This window comes from Hymenobacter negativus (assembly GCF_017571495.1).
Taxonomy (GTDB): Bacteria; Bacteroidota; Bacteroidia; order Cytophagales; family Hymenobacteraceae; genus Hymenobacter; species Hymenobacter negativus.
The window spans coordinates 71656-95953 of record NZ_JAGETZ010000008.1 but is presented as its reverse complement, the minus strand read 5'-3'; the positions used below and the strand labels follow the sequence as shown (position 1 = coordinate 95953).

At 61.3% G+C, this 24298-nt stretch carries 20 protein-coding genes; 11 read left to right on the top strand and 9 right to left on the bottom strand.

The genetic code is table 11. The annotated features are described in order from the left end of the window. Positions 1 to 38: 38 nt before the first annotated feature. The 4 genes from J4E00_RS16995 to J4E00_RS16980 all read left to right on the top strand — a co-directional run bounded on the left by J4E00_RS16995 (position 39) and on the right by J4E00_RS16980 (position 4914). Positions 39 to 1535: a M28 family metallopeptidase gene (locus tag J4E00_RS16995; RefSeq protein WP_208176386.1), complete on the top strand. Its 1497-nt coding sequence runs from the start codon at positions 39 to 41 to the stop codon at positions 1533 to 1535. Between the two features lie 276 nt (positions 1536 to 1811). Then, on the top strand, positions 1812 to 3605 hold the full coding sequence (locus J4E00_RS16990; RefSeq protein ID WP_208176385.1) for a DUF885 domain-containing protein: 1794 nt from the start codon (positions 1812 to 1814) through the stop codon (positions 3603 to 3605). A 71-nt stretch (positions 3606 to 3676) separates the two neighbouring features. Then, complete coding sequence (locus J4E00_RS16985) at positions 3677 to 4090, top strand: MauE/DoxX family redox-associated membrane protein (RefSeq protein WP_208176384.1); 414 nt, start codon at positions 3677 to 3679, stop codon at positions 4088 to 4090. Between the two features lie 194 nt (positions 4091 to 4284). Beyond that, a complete protein-coding gene (locus J4E00_RS16980) occupies positions 4285 to 4914 on the top strand; it encodes a flavin reductase family protein (RefSeq protein ID WP_208176383.1) in 630 nt (209 codons plus the stop codon). 83 nt (positions 4915 to 4997) lie between these two features. On the opposite strand, the gene J4E00_RS16975 is transcribed toward J4E00_RS16980, so the two are convergent. Together J4E00_RS16975 and J4E00_RS16970 are read right to left on the bottom strand one after the other, a co-directional pair. Beyond that, the gene (locus J4E00_RS16975) at positions 4998 to 6140 is read right to left on the bottom strand and encodes an MBL fold metallo-hydrolase (protein ID WP_236049913.1); all 1143 of its coding nucleotides are present in this window, start codon (positions 6138 to 6140) and stop codon (positions 4998 to 5000) included. A 186-nt stretch (positions 6141 to 6326) separates the two neighbouring features. Further along, a complete protein-coding gene (locus J4E00_RS16970) occupies positions 6327 to 6680 on the bottom strand; it encodes a hypothetical protein (RefSeq protein ID WP_208176382.1) in 354 nt (117 codons plus the stop codon). Between the two features lie 116 nt (positions 6681 to 6796). On the opposite strand from J4E00_RS16970, the gene J4E00_RS16965 reads away from it, so the two are divergent. Beyond that, positions 6797 to 7924 (top strand): esterase/lipase family protein, encoded by a 1128-nt coding sequence (locus J4E00_RS16965; protein WP_208176381.1) that lies wholly within the window; start codon positions 6797 to 6799, stop codon positions 7922 to 7924. Between the two features lie 140 nt (positions 7925 to 8064). Here the strand turns inward: J4E00_RS16965 and J4E00_RS16960 are convergent, their stop codons facing one another. Further along, a complete protein-coding gene (locus J4E00_RS16960; RefSeq protein ID WP_208176380.1) occupies positions 8065 to 9627 on the bottom strand; it encodes an HTTM domain-containing protein in 1563 nt (520 codons plus the stop codon). 350 nt (positions 9628 to 9977) lie between these two features. Between J4E00_RS16960 and J4E00_RS16955 the strand changes: the two genes are divergently transcribed. The 3 genes from J4E00_RS16955 (at position 9978) to J4E00_RS16945 (ending at position 14358) form a co-directional block, all read left to right on the top strand. Beyond that, entirely contained in the window at positions 9978 to 10397 is a 420-nt protein-coding gene (locus tag J4E00_RS16955) for a thiol-disulfide oxidoreductase DCC family protein (RefSeq protein ID WP_208176379.1), read from the top strand. Positions 10398 to 10830: 433 nt separating this feature from the next. Continuing rightward, the gene (locus tag J4E00_RS16950) at positions 10831 to 13287 is read left to right on the top strand and encodes a reprolysin-like metallopeptidase (RefSeq protein WP_208176378.1); all 2457 of its coding nucleotides are present in this window, start codon (positions 10831 to 10833) and stop codon (positions 13285 to 13287) included. Positions 13288 to 13428: 141 nt separating this feature from the next. After that, complete coding sequence (locus J4E00_RS16945) at positions 13429 to 14358, top strand: T9SS type A sorting domain-containing protein (protein ID WP_208176377.1); 930 nt, start codon at positions 13429 to 13431, stop codon at positions 14356 to 14358. Between the two features lie 181 nt (positions 14359 to 14539). Here J4E00_RS16945 and J4E00_RS16940 read toward each other — a convergent pair whose 3' ends face one another. The 4 genes from J4E00_RS16940 to J4E00_RS16925 all read right to left on the bottom strand — a co-directional run bounded on the left by J4E00_RS16940 (position 14540) and on the right by J4E00_RS16925 (position 17406). Further along, positions 14540 to 15655, bottom strand: a complete 1116-nt coding sequence (locus J4E00_RS16940; RefSeq protein ID WP_208176376.1) for a mandelate racemase/muconate lactonizing enzyme family protein — start codon at positions 15653 to 15655, stop codon at positions 14540 to 14542. Between the two features lie 105 nt (positions 15656 to 15760). After that, positions 15761 to 16336 (bottom strand): hypothetical protein, encoded by a 576-nt coding sequence (locus J4E00_RS16935; protein WP_208176375.1) that lies wholly within the window; start codon positions 16334 to 16336, stop codon positions 15761 to 15763. Positions 16337 to 16394: 58 nt separating this feature from the next. Beyond that, positions 16395 to 16781, bottom strand: coding sequence for a hypothetical protein (locus J4E00_RS16930; protein ID WP_208176374.1), 387 nt, complete (start codon positions 16779 to 16781; stop codon positions 16395 to 16397). A gap of 31 nt (positions 16782 to 16812) precedes the next feature. Further along, positions 16813 to 17406, bottom strand: coding sequence for a DUF4468 domain-containing protein (locus tag J4E00_RS16925; protein WP_208176373.1), 594 nt, complete (start codon positions 17404 to 17406; stop codon positions 16813 to 16815). 378 nt (positions 17407 to 17784) lie between these two features. On the opposite strand from J4E00_RS16925, the gene J4E00_RS16920 reads away from it, so the two are divergent. The 3 genes from J4E00_RS16920 (at position 17785) to J4E00_RS16910 (ending at position 19690) form a co-directional block, all read left to right on the top strand. Further along, positions 17785 to 18390: a pseudouridine synthase gene (locus J4E00_RS16920; protein ID WP_208176372.1), complete on the top strand. Its 606-nt coding sequence runs from the start codon at positions 17785 to 17787 to the stop codon at positions 18388 to 18390. A gap of 25 nt (positions 18391 to 18415) precedes the next feature. Then, positions 18416 to 18631, top strand: a complete 216-nt coding sequence (locus J4E00_RS16915; protein ID WP_208176371.1) for a hypothetical protein — start codon at positions 18416 to 18418, stop codon at positions 18629 to 18631. Positions 18632 to 19000: 369 nt separating this feature from the next. After that, entirely contained in the window at positions 19001 to 19690 is a 690-nt protein-coding gene (locus J4E00_RS16910; protein ID WP_208176370.1) for a hypothetical protein, read from the top strand. A 256-nt stretch (positions 19691 to 19946) separates the two neighbouring features. Here the strand turns inward: J4E00_RS16910 and J4E00_RS16905 are convergent, their stop codons facing one another. Then, entirely contained in the window at positions 19947 to 20753 is an 807-nt protein-coding gene (locus tag J4E00_RS16905; protein WP_208176369.1) for a DUF5694 domain-containing protein, read from the bottom strand. A 1066-nt stretch (positions 20754 to 21819) separates the two neighbouring features. Beyond that, a complete protein-coding gene (locus J4E00_RS16900; RefSeq protein WP_208176368.1) occupies positions 21820 to 24294 on the bottom strand; it encodes a glycoside hydrolase family 31 protein in 2475 nt (824 codons plus the stop codon). Positions 24295 to 24298 lie beyond the last annotated feature (4 nt).

Below are 24298 nucleotides of genomic sequence, written 5' to 3'. Positions count from 1 at the left end.
CACGACAAACAAATTACGGCTACCATACTTTCTCCTTTATGCAAACTACCCTTCGCAACCTGGGCTTCCGGCTGCTTGCCACCCTTACGCTGACCGCGCCACTAGCCGCATCAGCCCAAAAGAAGCCCGCTCCCAAGTCCGCCAACGCCGAAAGCGCCATCCGGGAAACCGATATTAAGCGCGACTTGTATGCTCTGGCCGGCGACCATTTTCGGGGCCGCGAGGGCGGTACGCTCGATGAACTGAAGGCCTCGGCCTGGCTAGCCGAGCAGATTCGGGCCATTGGCCTACTGCCGGCCGGCGACGATGGGACCTACTTCCAATGGTTCCACTTGCAGCGCACGCGGCTGACGAAGGCCAGCCGGCTCAGCATCGGTACGCACCAGCTAAAGCTGCACGAGGATGCGCTGGTGATTGCGCCCACTACCTACGCCATTACGGCGCCGCTGCTGTACGTGGGCACGGGCACGGCGGCCGAGCTGGCCAAGGTCGATGTGAAAGGCAAGGCGGTGGCGCTGCTGTTTTCGGGCACGCCGCCGGCCGAATCGAGCTTCCGCTACTACCTGCGACAGGTGATGACTGATAAGTCGGCTGAGCTGCTGAAGGCGGGTGCGGTGGCCGTGGTGTTTGTGGCCGATGCGCGAGCGCAGGCCATTTACGAGCACTGGGGCCACACCTACGAACGGGGCCGCTACGGCCTGCCCGGCGATGCTGCCACCCAACCGGTGAGCACGCCGCCCACCATTCTGCTCCCCGAAACGGCCAAGGACTGGGTGCAACAGGCCGGTCAGCAAGTCAGCATCGACCTGCGGACGGAGAGCTTCCTCTACCCTTCCGTCAACGTTGTGGCCCGGCAGCCCGGCACCGATGCGGAGCTGAAAAAGCAGTACGTTCTCTTCAGCACCCACCAGGACCACGATGGCGTGCGCGCGCCCGTAGCCGGCGATTCCATCTATAACGGGGCCGACGACAACGCCACCGGCTGCGCCGCGCTGCTGGCCATCATGCGGGCTTTTCGGCAGCAGCCAGCCCGGCGCTCGGCGCTGTTTGTGTACCACGGGGCTGAGGAGCGAGGCCTGCTGGGCTCGCGCTACTTCTCAGCCAATCCCACGGTGCCCCAAGCCAGTATTGTGGCCGTGCTCAACGCTGAGATGATGGGCCGCAACGCTGCCGACAGCGCCGCACTGATAGGTTCGACGCCGCCTCACCTCAACTCTTCCGATTTGGTGAAGACAGCCCTGGCAGCCAACCAGGCGGGGCCAAAATTCAAGCTCGATACTGAGTGGGACAAGCCTACGCACCCCGAGCGCTGGTATTTCCGCTCCGACCACCTGCCTTACGCCCGCCTGGGCATCCCGGCCGTGATGTACACTTCCCTGCTCCACCCCGACTACCACACGCCCCGTGACGAGCCCAAAACCATCGACTACGCCAAGCTAACCCGCATGACTACCTGGATATACCTCACCGGCTGGGCCGTAGCCAACCGCACCGCCGCTCCCGCCCGCGAACCAGGGTTCAAGCTGGAGCGATAAGAAAGGGAAGCTGCTCAACGCTACCGTATAACGAACAAGCAGAGTTGCGGAATAGGCACGTAGCGGCGACAGGTTTGTAGCAACGAAGCTAACAGAAGCATAAAGCCGCGTAGCGGTGACAGATTACCAAGTGGTTCTGTCACCGCTACGCGGCTTTTTTGCTTTGCCTCGCTGTGGATGTTTTGCAACTGAGACTCAACGCAAAAGCAATGCTCCTAATTATTCTTGTTTTATGAATAATATAAGTACTTTAGTGCTCCATTATTTTGTCGCCCCATGAAGCACCTTTTGCTTGTCGTTCTGTCATTTGTTGCTCCGGCTGTGCATGCCCAGGCAGCCAAGAAAGCGGCTGCGCCGGCTGGGGCCCCTTCGGTTCCGCTGGCTACATTATTTGAGCGCTACCACGACCGCACCAACCGCCTGTTTCCGCTCCGGGCCACGGTGCAGGGCGACAACCGCTTCAACGACAAGCTGCCCAACGACCAGACCCGCGTATACCGCGACACCCTACGCGCCTTCTACACGCACTATTCCAACGCCCTGCGCCGTGTGAACCGCGCCGCCCTGACACCCAACGACCAGCTGAGCTACGACATTCTGCGCTACGAGCTGGACCAGGAGTTAGCCGCGTTCAGGTTTAATAACTGGATGATGCCTTTCAATCAGTTTTATGGGCTGCCCACCAGCCTGCCGCAGCTCGGCTCGGGCAAAGGCGCTCAGCCATTCAACACGGTGAAAGACTACGACAACTGGCTGGCGCGCATGCGCAGCTTCCCCGCCTGGACCGACTCGGCCATTGCCAACTTTCAGCACGGCGAGCGCAGTGGCATTGTGCTACCCAAGGCACTCGTGACCAAAATGATAGCGCAGCTAAAAGCAGTAGCCAGCGCCGACCCCACCACCAGCTTGTTTTTTGCGCCGGTAGCCAACTTTCCAAAAACCTTCACGCCCGCCGACAAGGCCCGGCTGACGCCCCTCTACCAGAGCGCCATCCGGCGCGATGTGCTAAACCAATACCGCAAGCTGACCGACTTTCTCGAAGTGGAATACCTGCCCAAGGCGCGCACCACGTCGGGCATCAATGCCTTGCCGCAGGGCGCGGCCCGTTATGCCTACGCTGTGCAGGTGGGCACTACCACCGCCCGCACCCCGGCCCAGATTTATGAAACCGGCCTGGCCGAAGTGGCCCGCATCAGGGCCGAAATGGATACGGCAAAAAACCGGACAGGCTTCAAAGGTGACCTCAAAGGCTATTTCAACTACGTAAATACCGACCCCAAATTCCGGCCTTTCAAAACCGAGGCCGAAGTTATTAACGCTTTCCGAGCCATTCAGGGCCGCGTCGAGGTCACGATTCCGACCTTGTTTAGCCGCGGGCCCAAGGCGCTTTTTGAGGTGCGGGCCACCGAGGCCTACCGGGCGGCCTCCGCCTCGGCCCAATACAACCGCGGCGCACCCGATGGCTCGCGGCCGGGCATTTTCTACGTGCCCATCCTCGATGCCACCAAATACAACACCGTTGCCAACCCGGCCATGGAAACCTTGTTTTTGCACGAGGCGCTGCCGGGGCACCACTTTCAGGCCTCGATGCAGCAGGAGAATACCGCCTTGCCCAAGTTCCGACGCTTTGGGGGATATTCGGCTTGTAGCGAAGGTTGGGGTCTGTATTGCGAAAGCCTGGGCAAGTCCCTAGGCCTCTACACCGACCCCAACCAGTATATGGGCCACCTGGGTGCCGAAATGCACCGCGCCCTGCGCCTCGTAACCGATGTGGGCCTGCACACCGGCAAGCTCACCCGCGAGCAAGCCATTCAGTACATGATGGATAACGAGGTTATCAGCGAGCAAGGCGCTACGGCGGAAGTAGAGCGCTACATGGCCATTCCGGGCCAGGCGCTGAGCTACAAAACCGGCCAGCTCAAGCTCACTGAGCTACGCGACCGGTACCGCCAGCAGCTGGGAGCGAAGTTCGACCTGCGCGCCTTCCACGACGAGCTGCTGAGCGTGGGCCAGATGCCCCTGGCCGTGCTGGAAACCCACATGGATGCCTGGGCCGCCCGTATTAAGTAAGCCCAAGGCATCCCCGCGCTCCGAAACCGCGTTGACGCAAACGGTGCTTCCATTTCAACACCGTTTGCTTCATGAATCTGACTAATCCTGAGCTGGCCTTCGTGCTGGGCCGCCTGCTGATGGGCGTGGCTTTCCTGACCCATTTTCTGGTGCGGCTGCCCAAGCTGGCTGCGTTTCAGGCAGGCATGGTGAAGCAGTTTGCTAACTCCCTGCTGCCCGAGCTACTGGTGCGCCCCTTCGCGGTGGTGCTGCCGTTTGTGGAAGGCGGCATTGGCTTGCTGCTCATTATCGGCCTGTTTACCCGCCCGGCCCTGGCGGCGGCCATGCTGCTGATGACAGCGCTGGTGTTCGGCAGCAGCCTGCTGGAGCAGTGGGATACGGTGGGCACGCAGCTGGTATATGGGCTTTTCCTCTTCGCCCTCATTCTGCATTGCCACTACAACCGCCTCTGCCTCGACCGTACGGCAAGCGTTGGTGGGCGCTAGGGCGGGGCTTCACCCCCTACCCCCTGCCTCTCTCCCACGGAGAGCCTGGCGATTGCCAACGACCACGCCGCCGTAGCCCCCTATCCATCTAAGAGGGAGCCGGGGTGAGCCTCTCACTAGCGCCACAGTCATCTGAACAATTCCGGCAATGAGCCGGTCATTGCCGCAATACCTCCCTACTTCGCCTTTCTCGCATGCGCCACTTTACTGCCGCCGACATTGCTGGCTTTGAAAAAATCTACCGCCTGAACCTCGTCAATGGGCTGCCAGGCTTCAAGCCGGCCAACCTGGTGGGTACCGTTGCGGCGGATGGCCAAACCAACCTGACCGTGTTTAGCTCAGCCCTGCACCTGGGCTCCGACCCGGCCCTGCTCGGCATCGTGACGCGGCCCACCACCGTGCCGCGCCACACCTACGCCAACCTCAAGGCCAACGGTTGCTACACCCTCAACCATGTACCAGAGGCGCGGGCGGCATCAGCCCATTACACGTCGGCCAATTTCCCCGATGATGTCTCGGAGTTTGACGAATGCGGATTCACTGCCGTATTCCGGGATGAATTTCCCGCGCCCTACGTAGCCGAAAGTCCCTTGAGCATCGGCCTACGCCTGCTGGAAGAGCACCACATCAGCAACGGCACCGTGCTGCTGGTGGGCACCGTGGAGCACGTGTACCTGCGGGAAGATGGCCTACGCGAAGACGGCACCCTCGACCTTGTGGCGCTGGCCACAGCCTGCATCTCCGGTCTTGATGGCTACCACGCCGTGGCGCCGCCCGTGCGCTTCGGCTACGCCCGGCCCGGCCAGCCGCCGGTGGCGCTGTAGCTTCTCCGTACTTTGACCTAATTAAAACAAAAGGCCCATTCCTGCGCAGGAATGGGCCTTTTTTCTGGCTTTCTCGGGTGTAGTTATGGGTACTGTGTTTCAATCTTACGGCCCAGCGAATCGGTGTATTGATGGGCGGTTGCAGTCAGCCCGTCGTCATTGGGCAAACGGCTGGTAGCGGCGGCATAAGACTGGCGGGCATCGTTTCCGAATTGATTGCTGGGCTTGCTGTTGCGCTTTTCTCCGTCTTCCCGTTTTTTAGCTTTGCGGCCCTTTTTCTTGCCGGCAGTGGCCAGCGCCACGCCACCCAGCACCAGGCCCGCTACGGCGGCCACTTTCAGCCAGGGTTTCACCAACGGCGGTGGCACAGACGTTACGCCACCGCTGTCGGCCCGGGCGGGCTGGTGCGCGTAGCGGCCAGTTTTGGGTCGGGCCAGGGAATCGAAGCGGGGCACGAAGTCGGCCAGTTGGCGGCGCAGCTCTTCGCCGTGCATGGGGATGCCGTGACCAGTGGCAGCTACTGCGGGCTCCATGCGTGCGAGTAGCTCCATCGAAGCGCGGGCAGCATCCCAGTCGGGCGTGAAATAGGCTGGCGGGCCATGCACTTCCTGCTTTTGGGTGAGCGTGCCGAGGCCCGATTCAGCGAAAACGGTGGTGAAGGCATCACCGGCTACCAGAATTTTATCGTGTTGCCGGAAGAAGGAAACGTGCCCAAAGGTGTGCCCCGGGGTGTGCACCCACCGCCAGCCGGGCAGGCCGGGCACACTGCCATCGGCAGGCAGGGCGTGCACCCGTTCGCCAAAATCATAGGGCGTTTTAGGATAGGCAAAGGAGAGGTAGGCCATCATGCCCCCACCCACCGTGGGGTCGGGTGGTGGGTAGCTGGAACGGCCGGTGAGGAAGGGCAGCTCCAGTGGGTGGGCGTACACGGGCGCGTCGGGCCAGACTTCGAGCAAGCCCTGAAGGCCACCGGCGTGGTCGAAATGGCCGTGCGTGAGCAGGATGGCCGCGGGCGGGATGTTGGCTCCGAACAGGGTTTCGGCCTGCTTCTTAATCTTGTCGGCTGAGCCGGGCAGGCCAGCATCAATGAGCACCCACGGCCCCTCCGGCTGGTCCTGCGGGAAGGCATAATAGAGGTTCACAAATACGTCGCGCAGCACACTCAGGCCGGGTACTACGGCAGTGAAAGCAGGCGTATCGGCCCGCGTGGCATCATTGGAAAGCATAAGCAAACGAAGAAAAAGGTGGAACCAGCAAAGCAAAAACCAAGGCTACTACGGGCCCGCCCGCGCTTGGGGTTGGCTTTTTTTGCTACGCTTGAGGCTAGGCTTTTTCTAGCGCTCAGCTTCGGCCGAACGCAAAAAGCCCCTCGCCTAATTGGTAAGGGGCTTTCATAGCAGCGCTAAAAAAAATTATTCTGCCGACTTGCCTTTGTCGCCGGTGGCCTGGTCGGGCGAGCCCATCTGGCCGCTGGCGTTCTGGGGCGAGGTGGTGCTGTTGCCGGAAGGGGCCGAATCCAGTTGGTCCTGCGTGCTGCCGTTCTTGATAGCGGCGGCCGAGCCCACACCGCCGGCCGGCTCTACGCGCTGCTTATAGTTGATGCTGTCGCGGTTCACGTCCGAATTGTGCCAGCCGGGAGGGTTGGCGAAACCGTGTTTGAATTGCACGTTTTCGCCGGGGCTCCAGCGGTAGTCGCAGGACGAAAGCGAGGCCGCCAGGGCGGTGCCCAGCAGCAAGGCCAGGGCGGGACGAATGGAAAGCTTCATGAAGTAGTGCTTGGGATTGGTCTTGCAAAGTACGTTGATTTCGGGCGGAAGGCCAACGCAATACCGCGCGGGCCGTTACTTTCGGGTCTTCCGCCGCTTAGCCGCCATTCCCGCCCATGTCTGATTCTGATGCTTCCCAGCCTTCCCGCTTTCGCCGCGCCCTGGGGGCCGTGGGGCGGGCAGCCCTGCTGCCCGTGCGCGGTGCCAGCTATGTGGTGCGGGCGGGCCAGGCCCACCAGCATTTTTTCCTACCGGTGCTCAATGGCGCCCTCGGCGACCAGCTAGCGGCGCGCTACGACCCGCGAGCCATCCAAATGAGCTTTCGGCGCGGGGGCCAAGACGTGCCCGTGGCGGCCCTGCGCCTGCTGGAGCCCCACCAGAAAACCGTGGTGTACGTGCACGGCCTGATGGGCGACGAGCTCATCTGGCAAACTGGCTTTCAGGACGCGCCCGGCAGCCGGCGCTACGGCCCCCGCCTGGCCGAGGAAACCCACAGCCGCGCCCTCTACCTGCGCTTCAACTCCGGCCTGCACCTCTCCGAAAACGGCCGCGAGCTCAACCGCCTTCTCACCCAACTGGTCGAAACCTACCCCGATGCCGTGGGCGAGCTTGTGCTGGTAGGCCACAGCATGGGCGGGCTGATTATCCGCTCGGCAGGATATTACGCTTCGCCTGCTACTCCGCTTAACAAAGTAGCAAAGGATGCTGAATTGACTGAGGACGAGGCAGTGGCTGAAAGCACAGCGCCCTGGCTAGCTCATTTGCGCTCCGTGTTCCTTATTGGCACGCCCAACGACGGCTCGTGGCTGGAGCAGAATTCGCACTTTACGGCGCGGCTGCTGGAACGCATCAACCTGTTTCCGACGCGCTTTCTGAGCAAGGCGCTCAACCAGCGCAGCAACGGCATCAAGGACCTGCGCTACTCCATTCTGGTAGATGAGGACTGGCAGGATGCCCACGCCAACGACCTCACGCCACCGCGCACGCCCGTGCCGCCGCTCCCCGGTGTGCAATACCATATTTTGGTGGGTGCATGGCTGCGCACATCGCGCCCCGCCGCATTGCGCGAGTATTTTGGCGATGGCCTAGTGGGCAAAGGCAGCGCCCACGGCCATACTACTTTCGGCGATGAAGCCGGACTGCCAGCCGGTGCCAGCGTGCGCACGGCCGTATTCAGCCAGCAACACCACGGCGGCCTACTCACGCATCCAGAGGTATTTCAGTACCTCAAGCACTGGGCCTGACCATCACCTACAACACTCGAAACGCCTCCATTTACTTAAAAAAGGAGGCTTCTTGAGTGAAAGCGAAGTAGCGTGAGGTTGTTGAGCCTGTGGGGCTGTCGGATGTTTCCTAATCCGTATTTGGGCTTGGATAGCCGCCGCTACTCACAATCGCACAGAACTTCCCGCGTGGGCTTGGCCACCTTGTAGTCGGGCAGCGAAACCTCCTTCATGTAAACGACCGAAAGATGCTTTAGCGGCGCATGTTGGGGGTTTTCCTTCCAGATACGCAGCAGGTAGTTGCAGTAATAAGGCCGCATCCAGGCGTTGTTGACGAACAGGTAGTTCTCGGAATACTTGCGCCATCGGTCGTTTTTGAACAGCGATACCACAGCGGCAGGTTTGGCGTAAGTAAGCGGCGCGCCGGCCCGGTTCAAATCGACCTTCTGGCCGCCGGCAGTAGTCGCTTCCAGAATGTACCAGCCGTCGTCCTTGAACACGGCGGGGGCAAACATGCCCCAGTGCTGGTCCACCCGCAGCAGGTAGCCGAACCAGCGCACGGGCTCCGCCATCACCCCTCCGGCAGGGCGCAGCACGGCCACATCGTCGAGGTTCCACCAGCAAACGTAGGCCAGCACAGCGGCTACGAACGTTTCGCGTACGGCCCGGCCCAATCGGCGGCGGCTGGCAGCGGGCGGGCGGGTACGCTCCAGCCGTAGCTGCCAGGGCAGTTGCCAGGCAGGCAGGCGCGGCTGCAGCCAGGTTCGCAGGCGTACCGCGTGGGAAGCCAGCCGCCCCGTGAGCCAGTCGAGCGCCATGGGCGGCAGCAGGCCCAGCACCGAAGCCATGTTTATCAGGAAAAACAGCCCCACGTATAAAGTGAGGCTGATGCCTAGATGAAACCCGAACAGCACCCCAATAACCAGCAGCCGCCACCACCGCACGCCCACCGGCAAAAACAGTGCAAACGGCAGCAGCAGCTCGGTATAATACGTAGCAAAGGTGAGCCCCCGCAGCACCTCCGGATAAGGATAAAGCAGCCGCCCACCGGGCAGCAGCAGCTGGTCGAGACTGAACGCATAGTAGAGGGCCGTGCCGGTTTCGGTCCATTCGGGGCCGGTTTTGAGCAAGGCGGTGCACCAGTACAGCAGGCAGAGCTGCACGATGTAGGCTACCGTGGCAGCACTGAAGTAATCGAGGCGGGCGGGCTCCGGCTTGTGGCGGGTATCCCAGGACCAGACCCGCCCCCAGGGCAGAAACATGCCCCAGAACAGCAGCATCCGCAGTAGGTCGTCGCCGCCCTGGCTGATGAGGGTGTTGCGGTTTTGCAACGACACCAGCAGCACCCATGAGAATACCGTAGCCAGCCGCGTGTGGTAGCCTAGCAACAGCGCCCCTGCCACGCCCGCCGCCAGCAAAAACAGCACCGCCTGCCCCTGCCACAGCCCACTGGCGGTGTGCAGTGAAAATCCGTACTGCATCCAGGCGTGCTCAAACAGCACGGGCAGTGGCAGCACGCCCAGGTTGGCATAATGCGCCTCCAGGTCGGTACTGCGAATAGCCAAATCGACCAATACTACGGCCGCAACGGCCATTCGCAGCAGCGCCAACGCCCGCAAATCGAGGGTAAACGGCCGACGGAGCACACCCCAGAAACCAGTTGGCGCGGAAAGCTCCGGAACATCAGAAATGGGAGTGGGCGACGGCGTAAGTACTTGGCTCATAAAGTCAGTTTGGCAGGCTCGCCGCAGCAGCGAATGGAACAATGCCAACCGCTGCCCCTTCAGCGGGCTTGGCTACATGGCGGTCGGTCCATTTCCTTCTGGCTACCCGCTAAGTCGTCCGTAAATCATGTATACGGCTCCCAATCGGGATTCAGCTGCCGAAGAAACCCCTATTTTTTCCAAAGCCTCTCTACGTAGAAACCCGGCGCTTCTTTTCCTGCTGGTCCCGTTGCCGCTATTCAGCCCGGTAGTTGCCAGCGCTTCCCAACACGGCGGGCAACTCCAACGGCCGGTCTGGGGTAAGCAGGTAGGTTTAGGTTTGCGCCGTACCAGTAGCTTTTTCGCCTGCCATGCCCTCCCCTGCTCCCGATACCATCCTGTTCGATGGGGTATGCAACCTCTGCAACGGCTTTGTGCAGTTCGTTATTCGGCACGACCCGGCGGGCCGCTTTCGCTTCGCCGCGCTGCAGAGCGACGCGGGGCGGGCCCTGCTGCTGGCCCACGGCATTGCCCCCGCCATAGTAGCTGCCGAGCCCGAATCGGTGCTTTTGCTCAGCGCTGGGAAGCTATATTCCCACTCCGATGCGGTGCTGCGGATTGCGCACGGGCTGGGCGGCAGCTGGCGCCTGGCAGCGGTGGGCAGCTGGCTGCCTCGTATTTGGCGCGATGCGCTGTACCGGTTTGTGGCGCGGCACCGCTACCGCTGGTTTGGTCGGCAAGAAAGCTGCATGCTGCCGACCCCTGCGCTGAAAGCGCGATTCCTGCCATAGCCTGTTCCTTCTTCATCACAAGGTTGCGGGTGGGCCAATGTAGCTACGCTCCCTTCGCATATCCATAGTTAAATGATTTGCTAAAACGGCACAAATGCCGAGAGGCAAAGGGACATGTCACTACATCGGTTGCAGTTCGCTCTGCGGCAGCTTCCCTTACCAAAGGCTGTTAATCGGAGCTTGCAGACAGCAAAGGTTTGTTATTCGATTAAGGATAATTGACAGGTAATAACCAGTAGTAATAATCAACACTGATTACTTTGCATTTTGCGGAGCTTTATCTGAACAAATAGATTAGCATCTAGTACATTCGCGTAATTGTATGCACTATAATCCATAATTTTCTACTGATTATATAATAAGCCTAAGTACTTAGCGAGCAGCTTATCCACCTAATCTGTTCATAAGAATTATCAATTTTATTCTTTCTACCATGAAAACGAGCTACTCGGCGGCCTTGTTCTTAGTTCAGGCTTTGTTGCTATTAGCCCGGGAAGCCGTGGCGCAGTCGGGTGGGGCACTATGGCAACCAGTACAGGCGCCAATGGCCCGCGGTGGAGGCAGGCCTCTGGGCAGCTGGTTCACTCTTGATGCCAGCCAGTTGAATATGCGGCTGGCCAGCGCCCCGCCCGAAAGCCACCCAGCGGCGGCCGTACCAGTCGAGCTCCCCTTTCCTGATGGCAGTCTGCACCGCTTTGCCTTGACCCTGGTGCCGGTGCTGGCCCCGGCCCTCGCCGCCCAATACCCTCAGATTCGTACGTATGCCGGCCGCAGCCTCGATGCCCCTACTACCACCGTGCGCCTCGAAACGTCGCCCGCCGGCTTGCACGCACAGGTAACCTCCCTCACCGGCACCCTCACTATTGCGGCCGACCCGGCCGCTACCAACCGCTACCAGAGCGCTGCTGATGCCCCCGATGGCTTTACCTGTCAGGCGCTGCCGGTGCTGGGGCGGGCAGCGCGACCCACCAGCGGCAATGCGCCCCCGCCTCCCACGCCTTATGGCAGCCAGCTTCGTACGCTACGGCTGGCACTGGCCGCCACCGGCGAGTATACCCAGAACCTGGGCGGTGGCACCGTGGCCGGCACGCTGGCCAGCATGGCCTCATTGGTGAACTCGGTGAATACTGTGTACGAGCGCGACCTGGCACTGCGCCTCGAATTAGTGCCCAACAACGACCTGCTGATTTACAGCAGAACCACCACCGACCCCTACGACAACAACGACCCCACGAGCCTGATGAACAGCAACCAGGCCGTCGTGGATGGAACCATCGGCAATGGCAGCTACGACTTAGCACATGTACTGGGCTTCCGAAGCGGTGGCTACTCAGGTATTGCCTACATCGACGTGGTATGCTACGCGCCCTATAAAGGTGGCGGCGCTTCTACCGGCGGCTCGGCCGCACTGATGGCCACTGTGGCTACCCATGAGCTGGGGCACCAGCTGGGCTCCAACCACACCTTCAACGGTGATAAGGGCAACTGCGGCGGTGGCAACCGCAGCGGTGGCTTCGCCTACGAGCCGGGTGCGGGCAACACCATCATGTCGTACGACCAGCGCTGCTACCCCGACGATGTAGGACCAGGCATCAGCTACTTTCACGCCGCCAGCCTCAGCATCATCCGGCCCGAGCTGCAGTGCGGCACCCAGACACCCACCGGCAACCAGCCGCCCACCGTGACTGTGCCGCCCAGCAATACCTACACCATTCCGCAGGGCACGCCCTTCACCCTGGTTGGCTCTGGTACCGACCCCGACGGCGACCCACTCACCTATTCTTGGGAGGAACTGGACCTTGGCAACCCGAGTGGTCTGACCGGAGCCGCTACCGATGCTTCGGGGCCACCGCTGTTTCGCAGCTTCGCGCCTGTTACCAGCCCCGAGCGCACCTTCCCGCAACTGAGTACCCTGCTGACGAACACGCCTTCGGTGGGCGAAATACTGCCCCGTGTGGCGCGCTCGCTCAACTTCCGATTCACGGCGCGTGACAACCGCAGCGGCGGGGGTGGCGTGGCCGGAGCCAACGTGACCCTGACCGTGGGCGAAGCTGGCCCATTTGCCATTATCGAGCCCCGGGGCACCGTCACAGCGGCTTCTAACAGCACCCTCCGCCTCAACTGGTCCGTGCTGGGCACCGACCGCGCTCCCGTGAACTGTGCCAATGTGCAGGTGCTTTTTTCGACCGATAACGGCCAGAGCTTTCCGCTGGTGCTGCTGGCCAGCACCCCCAACACAGGCGTGGCCACGGTGCAACTGCCCAACGTGGCCACTAATCGGGGCCGCCTGAAAATCCAAGCCATCGACAACGTGTTTTTTGCCATCAATAACGCCGCCATCACCCTCACCCGGCCCCTGCCCGTGGAGCTTACGGCCTTCACGGCGGAGGCCTACGGCGCAACGGCTCACCTGAACTGGGCCACGGCTTCGGAGAAAAACAACGCCGGTTTTGCTGTCGAAACCTCGCCTGATGGCCACGACTTTCGCCGCCTGGGCTGGGTGCCGGGCGCGGGCAGCAGCACTAGGCCCAGCCGCTACCAATTCGATGATGGCACGCTGGCCGCCGCGCCCGGCACCATGGCTTACTACCGCCTGCGCCAGACCGATGCCGACGGCACCGAAACCTTTTCGCCGGTGCGGGCCGTGCCCGTGCCCACTGGCGGGGCTGCCAAGCTTCAGCTGTGGCCCAACCCGGCACACGGCACCGTGACCGTGGCAGAACTAGCCCCGCGCCAGTCGGTACAGCTGCTGGACCTCACCGGCCGGGTACTGCTTACGGCCATATCGCCTGCCGCCGGGCCATTGGAGTTGGTACTACCGGTCGGGGTGCGGCCGGGCCTCTACGTGGTGCGGGCTGGCGGTCAGGCCCTGCGGCTGGCGGTAGAATAGGGCTGCATATTCTGGGCAGGTGAGTGGGTGGTAGAATGGGGTTTAGTCGGCTTACCGACCTTCTCCGTCGATTGCAGGGAGTGAAAAACGGCCTAGCTGGTATATTTGGCCACATCATTCACTTCCTAACCCGTTTTCGCTATGAAAACCCTTACCCGTTTTACGCTTGCGCTTGCCGCTAGCGCTTTCACCTTGGGCACAGCCCATGCCCAAGCTGTGCTCAACCTCAACCTCGAAACTTGGTCGACCCGTTCCACAGCCGTAGCAGGCGGCGTAGAAGCGCCCACCGGCTGGCTCACCGACGATGACTTGGTAGCGCAGGATGGCGGTGCGCAACTACCGGCCAGCTTTAACACCCTGACCAAAACCACCGACAGCCACGGTGGCTCCTACGCAGCCAAGCTCACCACCGACGCCAGCGGCTTTCCCACCTACTTCGTGCTGGGCTCGCGGGCGGCTTCAAACTCCAGCAATTCGCTGGGGGGTATGCCCTTCACCGGGCGGCCCGCCCAGTTGCAATTCTACTACAAGCTGACCGGTGCCAGTGCCGTGGCCGACTCGGCTTATGTGCAGATGGAACTAACCACCACCGTAAACGGCGCTTCCCAAACGGTAGGTTACGTTACCCAAATTCTGACCAGTCCGTCGTCCACTTACACGCTGGCGTCATTTCCCGTCACATACCTCTCCACCGCTACCCCCGACTCTGTGCACCTGATGTTCCTATCGGGTGTGGCCAGCAACATCACCACGGGTACGTCGGTATACATCGACGACATTGACCTTGGCCTCATCCCCACGGCCACCCGCAACACGGCTCTCAATGCTGCCGTCACGGCTTCGCCCAACCCCAGCCCCAACGGCCGCTACGCCCTCAACACCACCGAGCCGGCCCTGCTAGCGGCCCCGCTCATTGTGCTTGATGCTACTGGTCGCGTCGTGCGCCGCGAAGCCGCCGCTGTGGCGTCTGCCTCGCGGGAGCTTGATTTGAGCGCCCTGCCCGCTGGCCTCTATACCATGCAACTGTTCACGACTAAGGGCTTGGTGAGCCAAAAGCTGGTAGTACAATAACGGATTGGCAATAGAAGTCGATTTACGACTTTCATAAGAACGTCATGCCAAGGGCAGCCGACGCCTTTCTATCGCAACAGTAAAATTGATTACTTCTGCGTCAGAAATGCGCCAACTGCCCTTGACATGACGTTCTTTTCTTGCCCCATCAATACACGCAGCGGCATTTCGCTTCCTGCCTTCAAAAATGCACCTGCTCGGCCCGGCGTAACCAGGCTTCATCAATGGTTGCCCCCAGGCCGGGGGCGGTGGGCATTGCAAGCACGCCACCGGGCTGGTAGCAGAATCCGCCCAACACCGGGTCGTCGGTGAACATGAGGGGCGTGTCAAAATCGCAGTGATGAATGGCGGGGTTGGTGAGGGCGAGGTGCGCCGCGGCCGTCATGCCCAGCCGCGATTCTAGGAAGCCGCCCACTTGCAGGGTCAGGCCGGCGGCTTCGGCCAGGCGGGCTATTTTCTGGGCCCGATGAAAGCCAGAGGACTTGCCTAGCTTGATGTTGAGCAGCTGGCAGGCCTGCAATTGGATGAGGCGGGCTGCATCGTGCTCGTCGCCGCAGCTTTCATCGGCCATGATGGGAATGGGCGAGGCCGCCGACACCCGGCTCAGCTCCATGAAATGCTGGCGCAGGATGGGCTCCTCGCAGTGTTCGATGTTGAACTCGCCCAGGGCTTGCAGCACAGCAATGGCGTTGTCGGCGGTTTGCCAGCCCTGGTTGGCATCTACCCGCAGCGGGTGCGCCAGGCCAATGCCGTCCCGGATGGCCCGAATCCGGGCCACATCGTCTTCCAGCGTTCCGCCCAGCTTCACCTTAATGGCTGGGAAGCCCTCCTGCTGAAAGCGCATGGCATCGGCCTGCATCTTGGCGGGCGGGCCAAGACTTACGGTCATATCAGTGGTGAGCGTTTTATCGAGCTTACCGCCCAGAAACGCGTAGATGGGCAGGCCGGCGTGCTGGGCCGCAATATCGTGCAGGGCAATATCGAAGGCACTTTTGATGCTGCTGTTGCCGTAGATGATGCGGTCCATCTCGGCAAGGCAGCCGGCCAGGTCCAGCGCATCACGCCCTTTCAAAGCCGGGGCAAAATATTGGCCCACCACGAAGCAGGTATCCACGCTCTCGCCATTGATGGTGAGGAAGGGACTGCACTCGCCGTAACCGACGTGGCCATCGGCGGTGCGCAGCACCACTACCACGTTCTGCACCGCCAGCAGCGGCCCGAGGGAGATGACGAATGGCTCACGCAGCGGCACCAGCAGCTTGTAGATGCTAATGGCGTGGATGGTGGTACCGGGCATGTTGGGGCGAAATTGGAGCGGAATGACAACCCAAAGTAGGGCAAAGCACTAGCTCGCGCGGCCCGAACGGAGGCGGAAATGCAAGCAACTGGCCAGCACGCCGCTTCAGCCCAGCACCGCCAACGAGCCCACGATGCCGCCGCCAAGCAGCGCGAACGCGGAGGCAATGATGGCCAGGATGAATAGCACGGTTTTAAAGCCCGCGTCGGGGATGATGCGCAGCTGGTCGCCGGGGTTGAACTGCGCCGCGCCGGGGTTGCGCAGCTCGTACTCGCCGGGCGCGGCGGCCGAAAAGCTGTCGAAGCGCAACGTAGTATCGCCGCTCAGGTTGGTGCGCTTTGTGCGGCTCCAGCGCGGCGGCGTGAGGCGCTGCACCACGCCGCCGGGTAGGGCCTGCACCTCCAGCACCACGGACGGCAAGGTGAACAGCAGCCCCCAGCGGCCGGGCCGGGTGCAGCCCACCTCGTACTGACCGGGCCGGGTGAGCGTGAAGCGGAATGCCGGCTGGGCCGCCGAAAACGTAAAGGCATTTTCGGCGGGGTCGAATAGGCGGACCAAGCCCCGAATGCTATAGAAAAGCCCTACCATCCCCAGCAGGCTTAGTGGAAGTAACGGGAAGGCCAGCCACGATGGCAAAGTGGGCGAAACAGTGGCCGGCGTGGCCTCAATAAACAGCAGCATGGGTCAGTAGATAGGTTATGACGGCTTCTCGCAAAGCCATTTTTGGCCAGGATGAATGCTAAATCCAGCGGCGGCTCTGCCAGAAAAGCTCATAAAAAATCAGCCAGAACAGGGTAATAAACCCGATGACAGAGCCGGCAACCACAGACCTGAAATCGTAGCCCTTTTCCGAACTGCCTTTCTTTTTCGCGTCCTTGTTGAAGGACGAAATTGCGCCGTAAATAAAGGCTACCGTGACAACCAGCGCCAGTGCAGCCGAGATGAGGATTTCTTTTAAAACAAGGTCCATGGAAGCGGGCAGGTCAATACAGTCCGGATTAGGTTGTTCAAAGCAGCATCCGGTTTTTACACCGTCATCAGCATCCCTAGGAGAGGCAACTGATGTGGCGGGATGTGCCGGGCATGAGGCGCACATCAGCAGGGAGCGTGCGTCGCAGTCAGCCACCAGCTCATCTTACGAATGGATACCTATATTGTTATTGCTCTTCAGACTTAAGCACGGGCGTATTCATCTTCTCTTTTAGCTGCACCTGCAGCTTCGCGGCGGCGGCCGCAAAGCTCTTGCGTTCGGCCTCCAGCATATTGCCCCCGTCTTCGTTGATGGCATGTGTTTTAATCAGGTCGTCTTCGACTGGGCGCTTTGAAGACGACAGCGGCTTGGCCACGGGGTATTCGAAAACAAAATCCGTCACCTCGTACCGGTAGCGGCCTTCCCGGACCGCCAGCTTCACCGTGTAGTGGAGCACCATGTTCACGGTATTGGGCTGCGGCAGGCGGGTGCCGTGGTTCGTAAAAGGAAAAGTATAGGCAAACGGCTGCGCCCCATCCGCGGTAATCACCTCGGTACCCGGCTCCTGGATGACAACGGGAGGCGGGCCGGCAGGGGCCTTGCTGCTGGCCCAAGCGAAGGCGCGGGCGTGCAAGTCGGCTTGGCTTGCACCGGCCATCGGTACTACCGCCGAGTAGCATATCCGGCGCGTCGTCTTATCGAGGGGGAAAGCCGTGGGGGCCTGCCCTCTGGCCATACCGGCCACGCAACATAGAAAGGCAATGGGGTGTTGCGGTTTCATCAGAAAAACAGGTTTAGGCAAACAAGATGGTACTGACTTTACCTTGTCGGCGCGCATCGTAGAAACGCACCAGCGAGGCAGCCTTTTGAATGACCATTTTTGCAAACGGCCGCTACTCGCAAAGCAATTATGGCAGAATATGCATTCGAAACTCCAGCAGTTGGTCTTGCCGAACAGCGACTATACCAACTGCAAAGCCGATTTGCTTTCGAACATATTGATTATTCGCTCATTCAATGAACGTATTTTCTGTTTTCTTATTCTTTTTAAGAACCTTAAGTAGCTGAATATAGTTAAGGCCCGCTCGTACGCGTATCGAGGGCTGAACGTCCCATTGCTGACGCGCTTGCTGAGGGTGCGCCAACCTATTTGTTTCTTATGTCGCACCGCTACTTCGCCGTCCACAAGCCCTACGGCTACCTTAGCCAGTTCGGTGGCCCGTCTTCGGGCGAAGTAAAAAAGCCCTTGCTGGGCGAGCTTCACGACTTCCCGGCCGGCACCATGGCCACCGACCAGCTTGAGGAAGAAACCGAGGGCCTGCTCCTGCTCACCACCAACAACCAGATTGGCGACCTGATACGGAGCTACAAGACAGCGCAGGAATACCACGTGCTAGTCGATGGCCTGATTGACGCCGCCGCCATCGCCCGGCTCCAAACCGGCGTCGAGAGCGAGGCCTACCCGACCAGTTCGTGCCTCGCCCGCCGGCTCGACGCTGGCCCTTATTTCCCGCCCTGCGCTCGCAACGTTGGCGACGGACCCACCTCCTGGGTGTCCATCACCATCACCGAAGGCAATTGCCGGCAGGTGCGCAAAATGACGGCTGCCGTGGGCTTCCCCACGCTTCGCCTGTTGCGGGAACGGATAGGTGGCATCCACCTGGGCAATATGCAGCCGGGCTGGGTAGTAGAGTCGGACGATTTTGTGTTTTGGCCCAACAATGAGATTAGCGCCCGCACGTACATGCCAGATTTCAGGGGCTGAGCCTCTATTCACCCTTCCAATGCCCATGCCTCCCCCTCCCGCCCCGCACCTGGCCGGTGTATCCATTTCCAGCAAGAAAGGCATCATCGTGCTCTTCGTCCTCATCGTGCTACTTGCCCTTTTTGGCAGGGCCCCAACCACGCCGCCGCACTCGACGGGCAGCACCTCCCCAGGCAGCACCGGCCCCAACTCCGACACTTCTTCCGCCGAAGCGGCGGCCACCGGGCCGGGCCAAAGATAGGCAGCGGCAAGGCCCGCTACGCCGCCCGATAGCTGTGGCCCAGCCCACCGGCACTGGTGCGAGGCCGTGCACGCCCCCCCCACGCTGCCCCCTCCAAACGGCTGAAAAGACCTTGCGCTGACCGTTCGTAGTGATGGGCTGACCGTTCGTAGTGGTGGGCCGGGCCTTTGGAGGGGGTGGTGGAGCTTTCGGCAGTGAGCGGGGAGCGTTGGGCCGCGATAGCGGGGGCTTGGGAGGAGTGGGCCGGGCATTGGGCCGGGCCGGCGGGGCGTTTGGTGGCACCTGCCAAAAATTCCATTACTTTCGACGCGCCTCCGGCTGCGGTTGGGGGGAAATGTCTATCCCACAACCCCTTTTTCGTTTCTAGTGATGCGCCAAACCCAACCGGTGGCCCTGTTCCACATGCCCCAAAGCGAGCTGATTCTGACCAGCTCCAACAAACACGGCTGCCTCGTGCGCGATGCTGCCGAGCTGGCCCCGCGCGGCGTAGATGCCAAGCGCATTGCCGCTTTCGACAAGCTGCGGCAGGATTTTGAGCTGCTGCCCACCGACATCGAGTTGGATACCGCCAAGCAAAACACCACCTTGGCCAAGGAAGCCGTGAAGACGCGAGCCACCACGGAGCTGCAAGCCCTGATGGGCATTGTGGGCACGGTGCACGATGTACGCTCGGCCAGCTACAAGATGTTTGGGAGCGGCGGCTTGGCCGGCGGCCCCGAGGCCGAGCTGTACGTGGGCTTGCTGCGGGTGGTGCGCGTGGGCCGCGCCCACCTGGCCGAGTACGCACCCAAAGGCCTTACAGCAGTCATGCTGGACACGCTGGCCGCTTCCGCCGCCGAGTTTCTGGAGCGGTTGGGCGACCAACAGGACGCCGAAGCTGCCCGGGGCCGCGCCGCTGATGTGCGCATCCTGGCCGGCAACGCCCTCTATGCCGAGCTTATCGACCTCTGCGGCATCGGCAAGGCCCTTTATGCCACCACCGACGCCCGCAAGTACGCCGACTATGTGGTGACCGATGCGCCCGCCCCGGACAACGCTCCCGAGCTGCCCAAAGCGTAGGGTTTGGATGGGTTGAAATGGAACAGGGCATCTCGCGAGGTGCCCTGTTTTGGTTTGTAATAAGGTTGGCAATTGGGTTGTTATCCCAATTGCCAATGCCATGTTCCCGGTTCAATGTACTCAGGTCCGGCAAGCATCAGCCAACGAATGATAAATAAACTGCTGCTGCTATAGGCTCGAAATGACACCTCTTCCCTTCTCTTGTTGGCGCGCGGCTGCGACGCGCGCCAACAAGAACATCCCCACCCGCGCCGGCTTACCGTAGCGCGGCCTGCACGTCCACCACCTCAAACTGGTCGTTGTTTTCCAGCAGGTGTTTCAGAATGGGGATGTGCCCCTGGCCGAAGATGACCACTATATAGCCATCGCCGGGCCGTACCTGGCTGATGATGTTGGCGTAAATCATCAGGTTGCGCAAGTACCAATCGGACACCGCGCCGGCGCCGGCGAAATTCTGGCCGGCACCGATGCGGGCCATGTACTGGAGGTAGAGCGCCAGGTTGGCCCGCAATTGCGCTGGCTGGTTGATGAAGCGGAGCACGTCGGTGATGGTTCCCTTTTTCAGCTCGGCATCGAATGAGCCCAGCAAGGCGGTGGCGGCCACGCCCATTTCGCGCAGCAGGGCCTGCTGGCCGGCGGCAGCCGTGGCCGTCATGAGGCTGTCGTGGGGGTTGGTACTCAGCTCATCGACGCAAGTGATATGGGGCAGGCGCAGCTGCCGTGCCAGCCGGAACCCGAGCTGCTCGCGCTCGGAAATGGCCAGGGCGTAGCGCCCGGCCAGGTACTGCTGGTAGAGGCTGTCGACGGCCGCCTGCCGCTCGTGAGGCCGCTCAATCATGACCTGCCGGGCGTGGGTCCGGGCCAGCAGCGCCGTGAGGGCCTCCAGCTCCTGCTGGCGGCGGGGGCTGCGGAAATCATCGGTTTTCAACTCGTACCGGTCTTTGTGCGGCGTCTCGAAGTGAACAGTGCCGAGCAGCAGGATTTTCGTTTTGGCCGGCTGCGCCCCGGCCGGCCAGCTCAGGGCCCAGGCCAGCAGCAGGAGCAGTATGTTGAGGTGCTTCATGGTTAGGGGCGTCGGGGCGAGGAGGTGTCAGCGGCAGCCACGTCCCTGCTGATACGGCTTTCGGTGGCAACAGGTGCGGGCTGACCCTTGGGCTGGTGACGGGCACACCGTGGACGACCGCCGAAGCCAGGCGGCAGCGGCCAGTCCCGCTACGCCACCACTTACGCCCACAAGTATGAGGGTTATGGGGTGAACGATACGCTCGCGCCGGTGGTGCTGCCCCGGCTGTGAGGCTCGGAGAAATCTGGACAAAAAAGGGCGCCCCAGCGGGCGCCTTTTTTTGGGTTTAAGTGGCTAGAGGTGGTTAATTGACCTTCACCAATGTGATGTTGTCTAAGAAATAGTAACAGTCTTGTTCAGAGCCGACCCTACGAGGGCGGCGGCGGTTGTGCTCGACAGCTTGCTTGTACTTTCGAAGGTCGAATAGGCTCCGGGATAATCCCAATGACAGATACTGCCAAGCGGCTGAGGCCTGAAACGTTGCCACAACCTGTTGCCACCCTGCGGAAGTAACTGCGGTTCTCAGAGGCAGGAGGACTCCCTGTCCCTGGCTCGGAGCGGCGAGCTTATCGAACGGAGTCGCGCCGAGTACGGCCGTGAGGTAGGGGGTAAAGAATTGAGAAGAGTCAGCCAATGCCACCCACAAAGTCAGACGGTACATGTGCCCAGGAACAAGCGGCGTTGCCAAGCCGGTCCATATGGACTCCTCTATATGAAATGCTTCTTTCAGGGAGCTATTTTCCTCCTGCGAGAACAGAACGAGCCCAGCGTAGCATCCCCCATCAAGGGGCGTTTGGGTCCCTACATAGGTATGAGGCACGTGCAAGCCGTTGTCCCCCGTGCCGGTGCATGTACTTAACAAGTCTGGGGTAAGTCCTCCATTGCGCCAACCCTGAGCATATTCGATGTCACCCACAGAACGGGGACAGTCGTGTACACGCTCAAAGCTACCGTTACTTATTAGGGACTGCCCCAATGCCTCATGTGTGTGAAGCAACAGCCCAAACAAAACTAAACGCAGGAACATCGGATGAAGCTCTTTAAGAAACTCAAGTCTTTAAGAAACTCAAGCCACCGGAGCAGTCGGCGCCACCTCCCCCACCGCCACCACGCTTACGCGCACCTCGCCGAAGCCTACCGGCACCACGAGGCTGGGCAGCACCAACCCCGTTTCCAGGGTCATTTCTGCAACTTCGGCAGCCTGGCCATCGATGGTTACTTCGATGGCACCAGCCACGCCGTGCAGCACCACACGGTAGGTGGCGTAGCTGGGCGTGTAGTCGCCCTCGATGGTTTGGGTGAGCACAAGGTCTTTAGTAGTGCCAGCGACGGTGAAGCGGCGCAGGGTTTTGTGGCCTTCGGTGTAGGCGTAGCCTTCGCCACCGTCGTCGTAGAGGACGCTCTCGGCCTTGCCGTTTTTGTAGTAGACGTGCAGGGTGAGTTCTTCCACGGGTTTTTCGCCCACGTACTGCATCACCGGCTGCATGGGTACCACGGCTCCGGCTTTCACGAACAGGGGAATACGGGTGAGGTCGGCGGCGGCCCAGACTTCGCTGCCACCGGCCTGGGGCGTGTCGGTCCAGTAGTAGAACCAGTCGCCACGGGGCAGGTACATCCAGCGGCCGTCGGCGCCGGGCTGGGTGATGGGGCAGACCAGCAGGTTGTCGCCGAGGCCGAATTCGGCCATGCGCAGGTAGGTTTCGGTGTCGTTCTGGTCGAGGAAGGTGAGCGGGCGCAGCATGGGCGTGCCCTTGGTGGCGTACTGCCAGAAGGCGGTGTACATGTAGGGCAGCAGGCGGTAGCGCAGCTCGATGAAGTAGCGGGCCAAATCCGTCACGGTGTCGCCGAAGCTCCAGGGCTCCTGGTCGCCGTGGTCGCCGGAGCTATGGGTGCGGAAGAACGGGTGGAAGGCCCCCAGGGCAATCCAGCGGGCGTAGAGCTCGCCGGTGGGCGTGTCCACGAAGCCGCCGATGTCGGAGCCGATGAAGCTGAAGCCCGAGATGCTCAGGCGCTGGCACTGGATGTTGGCCAGCCAGAGGTGCTCCCAGCTGGCGATGTTGTCGCCGGTCCAGCCGGAGGAGTAGCGCTGGCCGCCGCTGTAGGTGCTGCGCGTGATGGTGAAGGGCCGGTTGGGGTAGCTGAAGCGCTTCACGCCGTCGTTGGTGGCGCGGGCCATCTGCATGCCGTAGATGTTGTGGGCCTTCTGGTGCGAGGCCCAGTGGCCGTCGTAGTGGAAGCGCACGTCGGGCGGGAAGGTGCCCTTCTCGAACACCGCCGGCTCGTTCATGTCGTTCCACACGCCCTTCACGCCGATGTCCTGGATGAGCTCCTTGAATAAGCCGGCCCACCATTCGCGCACCTCGGGGTTGGTGTAGTCGGGGAAATTGCAGAGGCCGGGCCACACCGAGCCTTTCATCAGCGGGCCGTCGGCACGGCGGCAGAAGTAGTCGTTGGCCACGCCCTCCTGGTACACCGAATACTCGGGGTCAATCTTGATGCCGGGGTCGATGATGACGATGGTTTTGAAGCCGTCGGCGGCCAGTTCCTGCACCATGCGCTTGGGCTCGGGGAAGTGCTGCTTGCTCCAGGTGAAGCAGCGGTAGCCCTCCATGTAGTCGATGTCGAGGTAAAGGGCATCGCAGGGAATCTGGCGGTCGCGCAGCCCCGAGGCAATTTCCTTGACGTTGCTTTCCGGGAAGTAGCTCCACTTGCACTGGTGGTAGCCCAGCGTCCAGAGGGGCGGCAGCTCGGGCGGGCAGGTGAGCAGGGTGTACTCCTGGGCCACCTCCATGAGCGTGGGGCCATAGATGAAATAGTAGTTCAGCTCGCCGCCCTGGGCCCAGAAGCTGGTCACGTCGGCCCGCTCGGCCGCAAAGTCGAAGCTGGCCTTGAAGGTGTTGTCGAAAAAAATGCCGTGGGCAATTTTCTGGTGCAGCACGTGGTAGAACGGGATGTTCTTATACAGCGGGTCGGAGCCCTTCACGTAGCCGTAGGTATCGGAGCCCCAGTTGGTGAAGCGCTTGCCGCGCAGGTTCATGTTGTCGGGCTTGTCGCCGAGGCCGTAGTAGTGCACGCCGGCGGGTACCTGCTTGCTCATCTTCACGATGTCGTTGCCGGTGTCGTAGTCGTACTCCCAATGGAAGCCCTTCTCGTCGTCGCTCAGGATGGTGCCGGAGCGGTCGAGCACGCGGGCCTTCAGGCTTTCCTTCTGAATGATGCAGATGAGGCGGGCCGTGGTGAGGCGGTAGTGGTCGGGCTTTTCGCGGAATTCGACCAGGGCCGGGGCCAGGCGCGAGAGGGCATCGGCGGGCACGGCGTAAGAAAAATCGGGCGAGAGCGGGCCGTCGGTGAGGTAGCGGAAGCGCAGGATTTTGTCGCTCAGCACGTGCAGCAGCAACCGCACACCATTCTGGCAATTGAATAGAAAGCGGTGGTTGTCGAGCTCGTCGACCCGAATTACTTCACCGGGATAATGCTCCTGATGGCTTTTGGCCGCCAGGTCGTTCACCATGTAGTTATTTTCCTGAATCGAGGTATTCATAAAG

Bases quoted from the DNA above. Each gene is read 5' to 3' on its own strand.
- J4E00_RS16955 (WP_208176379.1), top strand. From the start codon at position 9,978: ATGCCCTCCCCTGCTCCCGATACCATCCTGTTCGATGGGGTATGCAAC.
- J4E00_RS16960 (WP_208176380.1), bottom strand. From the start codon at position 9,627: ATGAGCCAAGTACTTACGCCGTCGCCCACTCCCATTTCTGATGTTCCG.
- J4E00_RS16910 (WP_208176370.1), top strand. From the start codon at position 19,001: ATGCGCCAAACCCAACCGGTGGCCCTGTTCCACATGCCCCAAAGCGAG.
- J4E00_RS16905 (WP_208176369.1), bottom strand. From the start codon at position 20,753: ATGAAGCACCTCAACATACTGCTCCTGCTGCTGGCCTGGGCCCTGAGC.
- J4E00_RS16995 (WP_208176386.1), top strand. From the start codon at position 39: ATGCAAACTACCCTTCGCAACCTGGGCTTCCGGCTGCTTGCCACCCTT.
- J4E00_RS16940 (WP_208176376.1), bottom strand. From the start codon at position 15,655: ATGCCCGGTACCACCATCCACGCCATTAGCATCTACAAGCTGCTGGTG.
- J4E00_RS16900 (WP_208176368.1), bottom strand. From the start codon at position 24,294: ATGAATACCTCGATTCAGGAAAATAACTACATGGTGAACGACCTGGCG.
- J4E00_RS16985 (WP_208176384.1), top strand. From the start codon at position 3,677: ATGAATCTGACTAATCCTGAGCTGGCCTTCGTGCTGGGCCGCCTGCTG.
- J4E00_RS16920 (WP_208176372.1), top strand. From the start codon at position 17,785: ATGTCGCACCGCTACTTCGCCGTCCACAAGCCCTACGGCTACCTTAGC.
- J4E00_RS16975 (WP_236049913.1), bottom strand. From the start codon at position 6,140: ATGCTTTCCAATGATGCCACGCGGGCCGATACGCCTGCTTTCACTGCC.
- J4E00_RS16925 (WP_208176373.1), bottom strand. From the start codon at position 17,406: ATGAAACCGCAACACCCCATTGCCTTTCTATGTTGCGTGGCCGGTATG.
- J4E00_RS16970 (WP_208176382.1), bottom strand. From the start codon at position 6,680: ATGAAGCTTTCCATTCGTCCCGCCCTGGCCTTGCTGCTGGGCACCGCC.
- J4E00_RS16965 (WP_208176381.1), top strand. From the start codon at position 6,797: ATGTCTGATTCTGATGCTTCCCAGCCTTCCCGCTTTCGCCGCGCCCTG.
- J4E00_RS16990 (WP_208176385.1), top strand. From the start codon at position 1,812: ATGAAGCACCTTTTGCTTGTCGTTCTGTCATTTGTTGCTCCGGCTGTG.
- J4E00_RS16945 (WP_208176377.1), top strand. From the start codon at position 13,429: ATGAAAACCCTTACCCGTTTTACGCTTGCGCTTGCCGCTAGCGCTTTC.
- J4E00_RS16915 (WP_208176371.1), top strand. From the start codon at position 18,416: ATGCCTCCCCCTCCCGCCCCGCACCTGGCCGGTGTATCCATTTCCAGC.
- J4E00_RS16980 (WP_208176383.1), top strand. From the start codon at position 4,285: ATGCGCCACTTTACTGCCGCCGACATTGCTGGCTTTGAAAAAATCTAC.
- J4E00_RS16950 (WP_208176378.1), top strand. From the start codon at position 10,831: ATGAAAACGAGCTACTCGGCGGCCTTGTTCTTAGTTCAGGCTTTGTTG.
- J4E00_RS16935 (WP_208176375.1), bottom strand. From the start codon at position 16,336: ATGCTGCTGTTTATTGAGGCCACGCCGGCCACTGTTTCGCCCACTTTG.